Consider the following 6,237-nt stretch of genomic DNA (forward strand, 5'->3'; position numbering starts at 1 on the left):
CGACTTCGGGGCCGGCTCCCGGCCTGGGCGGCGACGGCGGTGGCTGCGGTGCTGCTGGTGCTGAGCGTGACCGTGGCCGTCACGGTCGGTCCCGCCGAGATCGCCCCGACCGACGTCTGGCGCTCCCTCGCGGACCACGCACGGGCAGCCCTGGGCGCCGCGGTCGACCCGACCGCCACCCTGGGCCTGCTGCACGACGGCATCGTGTGGGACCTGCGCATGCCGCGGGTGCTGACCGCGGCGGCCGTGGGCGCCGGGCTCGGCGTCGCGGGGGCCGTGATGCAGAGCCTGACCCGCAACCCGTTGGCCGACCCCTACCTGCTCGGGCTGTCCTCGGGGGCCTCCCTCGGCGCCGTCGCCGTCCTGGTGCTCGGGGTCGGCGTGCTGCTCCCGGTGGCTGCCTTCGTCGGGGCGGTCGCCGCCCTCGCCGCCGCGCTGACCCTCGCCGGGTCCTTGGGCACCATCACCCCGGCCCGCACGGTGCTGGCGGGTCTCGCCGTGGCCCAGCTCTGCGCGGCCGGGACCTCCTTCGTCATCTTCTGGTCCGCCACCGGGGACTCCTACCGCGAGATCCTCGGCTGGCTGATGGGATCCCTCGGCGGGGCCACCTGGAGCTCGGTCGCGATCTCCCTGGGCGCCGTCGTCGTGCTGCTGCCCGTCCTGCTCGCGAGCGCGCGGACCCTGGACGCCTTCGCCTTCGGTGACACCGCGGCCGCCGCCCTGGGCATCGGGGTGGGGCGGACCCGCTGGGCGCTGCTCACGGTCGTCGCGCTGCTCACCGGCGCCCTGGTCGCGGTCAGCGGGGCCATCGGCTTCGTCGGGCTGATCCTGCCGCACGCGGTACGGCTCGTCGTCGGCGCCGCCCACCACCGGGTGCTGCCGCTCACGGCCCTGGTCGGCGCCTCCTTCCTGGTGTGGGCGGACACCGCGGCCCGGACGGTCTTCGAGCCGCGCGAGCTGCCCGTCGGGATCGTCACGGCCTTCCTCGGCGCCCCCGTCTTCGCGCTGCTGCTCTGGCAGCGGCGCAGCGCGAGCGGGGACCTCGCATGAGCCTGCACCTGGACCACCTGGCCTGGTCGGTCGACGGACGCCTGGTGGTCGACGACGTCGACTGCACCCCGCCGCGCGGCGCCCTCACGGGCCTGCTCGGCCCCAACGGGGCCGGCAAGTCGAGCCTGCTGCGCCTGGTCGCCGGGGTCCAGCACGCGGCGCACGGGGCAGCACTCCTGGACGGCACGGACCTGCTCACCATGCCGCGCCGGGCCCGCGCCCGACGCGTGGCCCTGGTCGAGCAGGAGTCGAGCGCGACGGCGCCGCTCTCGGTCCGCGAGGCCGTGCTGCTGGGGCGGACCCCGCACGCCTCGCGCTGGGGCGGCTTCACCGGCCAGGACCACGCTGCCGCGACCAGGGCCATCCACGAGGCGGGGGTCCAGGCCCTCGCGGACCGGAGACTGGCCACCCTCTCGGGGGGCGAGCGTCAACGCGTGCACCTCGCCCGCGCCCTGGCCCAGGAGCCCGACCTGCTGCTCCTGGACGAACCGACCAACCACCTCGACGTGCACGCCCAGCTCGACACCCTCGCGGCGGTCGCGGGCCTGACCGCCCGAGGGGTCACCGTCCTCGCCGCCCTGCACGACCTCAACCTCGCGGCTGCGGCCTGCGACCACCTGGTCCTGCTCGAGGCCGGCCGCGTCGTGGCGACGGGACCGGTCGCGGCGGTGCTGCGACCCGAGGTGCTCGAGCCCGTCTACCAGGTGCGGTGCCTGGTCCTCGATCACCCCGAGACGGGACGACCGGTCCTGACCTTCGCACCCCGGTGACGGGTGGCACCATGGGTCCATGGCTGCCCCGCTCTGGATGACCGGTGACCCCGAGGCCGACCGGCTGCTCGACGAGACCCCCTTCGCCCTGCTGGTCGGCATGCTCCTGGACCAGCAGGTGCCGATGGAGACGGCCTTCGCCGGCCCGCAGAAGATCGCCGAGCGCATGGGCGGCTTCGACGTCGAACGCATCGCCCGGGCCGACCCCGAGGAGTTCGCCGCGCTCTGCGCGACGCCGCCCGCCGTCCACCGGTACCCGGGGTCCATGGCCGGGCGGATCCAGTCCGTCGCGACGGCCGTGCTGGAGGAGTACGGCGGGGACGTGACCCGGCTCTGGTCCGAGGGCGAGCCCGACGGCCGCGAGGTGCTGCGCCGCCTCAAGGCCCTGCCCGGCTTCGGCGAGCAGAAGGCACGGATCTTCCTGGCCCTGCTGGGCAAGCAGCGCGAGGTGCAGCCCGGCGGCTGGGCGGAGGCCGCGGGGCCCTACGGCGAGCAGGGGGCCCGCCGGTCGATCGCGGACGTGACCGACGAGCAGAGCCTGCTCGAGGTCCGGGCGACCAAGAAGGCCGCCAAGGCCGCGGCTCGCGGCACCCGGTGACCGGCATCCTGCTGCTGCTGCGGCACGGTCAGAGCACCGCCAACGCGAGCAAGACCTTCACCGGTCTCCTGGACGTCGGGCTGACCGACCTGGGCTCCGAGCAGGCCCGCGCCGCCGGCCACCTGATCACCGCCGACGGCCTGCGCCCCGACGAGGTCGTCACCTCGCCGATGCGGCGGGCGGCGCGCACCGCCGAGCTCGCGGTCGAGGCCGGCGGGTGGCAGGACGTCCCGCTGCGCTCCTCGTGGCGGCTCGCCGAGCGGGACTACGGCAACCTGACCGACGTGCCCAAGGCCGAGGCCCGCGCGACCCTCGGGCCCGAGGCGTACCTGTCGGTGCGCCGGACCCTGCACGGCTCGCCGCCGCCCGCGAGCGCCGACCAGGCCGCAGGCTGGGGTGCGTCGTACACCGAGCCCGGCTCGGGCCTGCCTCAGCCCGGGGCCGGGGAGTCCTTGCACGACGTCGTCGGGCGGGTCGGGCCCGAGTGGCAGCGGCTACGCGCCGCGCTGGACGAGGGCCGCACCGTGCTCGTCGTCGCGCACGGCAACTCGCTGCGGGCCCTGTGCCTGCTCGTCGACGACCTGAGCGAGGACGAGGTCCGTGAGCTCAACCTCCCCGCGGGCCACCCGCTGCGCTACGACCTGGCCCCCGAGGGCGCCCTGCTCCCCCGCGGAGGCGCCTACCTCGACGCGGACAGCGCTCAGCGCGAGGCCGAGCGCATCGCTCACGAGGGCGGCACCTGACCGAGCGAGGCGAGGGCCGCGGCCCAGCCTGCGGCGTAGGCCTCGGCGGTGCCCTGGGCGAACATGTCCTCGGGGCCGAGCCGCACGAGGGCACGGGCACCGGGCCCGTCCTCGGGCGTGACGTGCCCCGATCCCCGGACGACGGCGACCGGGCGTCCGGCGGTCTTGCCCTTGACGAGCTCGGCGGCCGCGGCGAGCTCGTCCGCGACGGCGGCCATCGTCACCGCGAGGGGCCGACCGTGGGTGTCCACCCCCCCGCGCAGATCCTCGATCACGCGCACCCCCGCGGCGCCGATCGCGAGGTCGGTCTGGCCGTGGCGCCAGGGCCGCCCCGCGGTGTCGGAGACGAGGACCCCGAGGCGGACGCCGAACCGCGCCTCGAGGGTGCGGCGCAGGGCGCGGGCCGAGGCGTCCGGGTCGAGCGGGAGCAGCAGGACGGTGCCCTCGGGGGTGTTCGAGGCGTCGACCCCGGCTGCGGCCATGACCAGGCCCAGCCGGTTCTCCACGATCCGCGTGACCCCGCCGGGGTGCTCGCGCGAGGCCACGACGCGGACGGTCTCCGCCGTGATCGCCGCCTCACGGTCCGCCGCGGCGACGACCCGTCCCTCGGCCTTGGAGACCACCTTGCTGGTCACCACGAGGACGTCACCGTCGACGGGCGGGCCGTCAGGGTGCCCCGTGGCGAGGGCCTCACCGAGCAGGGCCGCGAGGTCGTCCCCCGGGGCGACCTCGGGCACGCCGTCAGGGGCCCAGACGGTCAGACGGGTCACCGCGAGAGCTGCGGGAGCACGTCCCGTCCGAAGACCTCGATCCACTCGCGCTGGTTGCGGCCCACGTTGTGCAGGTAGATGCGGTCGAAGCCCAGGTCGACGTACTTCTGGATCGCGGCCCGGTGCTCGTCCGGGTCGGCCGAGACGACCATGCGGCCGGCGAAGTCCTCGGGGCGCACGAGCTTGGCCATCTGCTCGAAGTCGTGCGGGGAACGGATGTCGCCCTTGGGGAACTTCATGCCGCCGTTGGGCCACTCGGTCAGCGCGTTGGTCATCGCCTGCTCGTCGGTCTCGGCCCAGGACATGTGCACCTGGAGGACCTTGGGCATGGTCGAGGGGTCCTTGCCTGCCTCGCGGGCCCCGGTGTCGAACCGGTCGAACAGCCCCGAGATCTTCTCGAGGGGTGCACCGACCGTGATGAGGCCGTCGGCGTGGCGGCCCGCCCGCTTGGCGGTGACCGGGCCGGCAGTCGCGACGAGGATCTCGGGCGCGGTCTCGGGCATGGTCCACAACCGGGTCGACTCGAGCTTGTAGAACGGCCCCGCGTGCTTGACGTCCTTGCCGGCGATCGAGGCCGCGAAGAGCTTGTTGATGATCTCGATGGCCTCGAACATGCGGTTGATCCGCTCGGGGGCCTCGGGCCAGTAGCCCGCCACGACGTGCTCGTTGAGGGCCTCCCCCGAGCCCAGGCCCAGCCAGTGCCGGCCCGGGTACATCGCGGCGAGGGTCGCCGAGGCCTGCGCGACCATTGCCGGGTGCCACCGGAACGTGGGAGCCGTGACCCCCGGGCCCAGGTCCCCGACGGTGCGCTCACCCAGGGCCGAGAGCACGTTCCACACGAAGGCGCTCTGCCCCTGCTGGGGCACCCACGGCTGGAAGTGGTCGGCCGCCATGACCCCCGAGAAGCCGTGCTGCTCGGCCAGCACCGAGAGCTCGATCACCTCGGTGGGGTGGAACTGCTCGAGCATGGCCGCGTACCCGATGGTCAGCCCCGACTTCGCCAGCCCCGACCCCGCCAGTCCCGACTCCGTCACTACCGCCACCTCACGTCTGCTCGTGCCGCACGTCGTGCTCGTGCCTCGCGGGCGCCCGGACGGGCCCCTGCCCCGACAGTAGCCGCCGTCGTGTCACGGTGGCGTTTCGTGGGGCTGGTCGCCCGGCCGCGGGGAGCTCCGCGGCCGGGCGACCAGCGCCCTCACTCGTAGGACACGGCGTCCAGGACGTCGAGGCGCGCCGCCCGGACCGCGGGCCAGACGGCGGCCAGCACCCCCACCACGACGGCGAGCCCGAGGACCACCCCCAGCTGGGACCACGGCACGACGAGGGTGGTGAGCCCCTCGTCGGCGAAGACCGTGGGCAGGGTCGCCGCGAGGCCCACCCCGATGCCGACCCCGAGCAGGGTCCCGAACACGGCGGTCAGGACCGACTCGATCGTGACCACCGTCGCGAGCTGGAGCCGGCCCAGCCCGACCGCGCGCAGCAGCCCGATCTCCCGGGTGCGCTCGGCGATCGACAGGGCCAGCGTGTTGACGATGCCCAGCACCGCGATGACGATCGACAGGCCCAGCAACGCGTAGAGGATCACCAGGATCTGGTCGACCTGGTCCGCGATCTGGTCGGCGAACTCCTCGTTGTCGAGCACCGTGACCACCACGTACGGCCGGACGACCTCGGTGATCGCTGCCCGCACGTCCTCGACGTCGGCCCCCGGGGCCAGGGTGACGAAGACCGAGTCGATGACGGACTGCGCCGCGGGCACCAGCTCGCGGTACTCCTCCTGCGCGACCACCAGCGGGACCCCGATGGCGCGCGAGTCGATGATCGCCCCCACCGTCAGGCTCAGGGTCCCGGCGGGGCCGCGGACCTCGAGCTCGTCGCCCACGGCCCAGCCCTCGTCCTCGGCCGTGCCGCGCTGGACGGCGACCTCGCCGACCTCGAGGCGGTCCAGGGCGCCCTCGACGACGGTGACGTCGAGGGCGCGCGTGAAGATCCCCGCCTCGACCCCGATCGCGGTGCGCGCCTCGCCGTCGACGGTGACCGTCGTGACCTCCAGGACGTCGGCCGTCCCCACGCCGTCGACCTCGCCGACCTCGCGCGCCGCCTCGGCCGGGACCGCCATCGTGGCCGACTGCAGCAGCAGGTCCGCGGTGGACTCGTTCTCGACGATCGCCCGGGTGGAGGCCTGGGTCGAGGTCGCGAGCACGGCGGCGGCCCCGACCAGCGCCATCCCGATCATCAGCGCCCCCGCGGTGCTCGCCGTGCGGCGCGGGTTGCGGGTCACGTTGCCCCGCGCGGGGCCACCGAGC

General features: G+C 74.9%; 7 protein-coding genes. 4 read left to right on the plus strand and 3 right to left on the minus strand.

Annotation, left to right across the window (positions count from 1 at the left end; genetic code table 11):
• From L0B03_RS12590 to L0B03_RS12605, 4 genes are all read left to right on the plus strand, one after another.
• Positions 1–1,050: putative F420-0 ABC transporter permease subunit (locus L0B03_RS12590; RefSeq protein WP_374204947.1), on the plus strand; the 1,050-nt coding region annotated here is incomplete at its 5' end.
• On the plus strand, positions 1,047–1,820 hold the full coding sequence (locus L0B03_RS12595; protein ID WP_250446246.1) for a putative F420-0 ABC transporter ATP-binding protein: 774 nt from the start codon (positions 1,047–1,049) through the stop codon (positions 1,818–1,820). The genes L0B03_RS12590 and L0B03_RS12595, both read left to right, overlap by 4 nt.
• Positions 1,821–1,839: 19 nt before the next feature.
• Positions 1,840–2,418, plus strand: coding sequence for an HhH-GPD-type base excision DNA repair protein (locus tag L0B03_RS12600; RefSeq protein WP_250446247.1), 579 nt, complete (start codon positions 1,840–1,842; stop codon positions 2,416–2,418).
• Complete coding sequence (locus L0B03_RS12605) at positions 2,415–3,161, plus strand: 2,3-bisphosphoglycerate-dependent phosphoglycerate mutase (protein ID WP_250446251.1); 747 nt, start codon at positions 2,415–2,417, stop codon at positions 3,159–3,161. The genes L0B03_RS12600 and L0B03_RS12605 overlap by 4 nt, the downstream gene beginning before the upstream one ends.
• Here L0B03_RS12605 and L0B03_RS12610 read toward each other — a convergent pair.
• From L0B03_RS12610 to L0B03_RS12620, 3 genes are all read right to left on the minus strand, one after another.
• The gene (locus tag L0B03_RS12610) at positions 3,143–3,931 is read right to left on the minus strand and encodes a coenzyme F420-0:L-glutamate ligase (RefSeq protein ID WP_250446253.1); all 789 of its coding nucleotides are present in this window, start codon (positions 3,929–3,931) and stop codon (positions 3,143–3,145) included. The genes L0B03_RS12605 and L0B03_RS12610 overlap by 19 nt on opposite strands.
• A complete protein-coding gene (locus L0B03_RS12615; protein WP_374204948.1) occupies positions 3,928–4,965 on the minus strand; it encodes a TIGR03557 family F420-dependent LLM class oxidoreductase in 1,038 nt (345 codons plus the stop codon). Before L0B03_RS12615 ends, L0B03_RS12610 begins: the two co-directional genes overlap by 4 nt.
• 161 nt (positions 4,966–5,126) lie before the next feature.
• A partial coding sequence (locus L0B03_RS12620; protein WP_250446256.1) for an ABC transporter permease occupies positions 5,127–6,237 on the minus strand: 1,111 nt, incomplete at its 5' end.

This window comes from Actinotalea sp. C106 (assembly GCF_023630195.1).
Taxonomy (GTDB): Bacteria; Actinomycetota; Actinomycetes; order Actinomycetales; family Cellulomonadaceae; genus Actinotalea.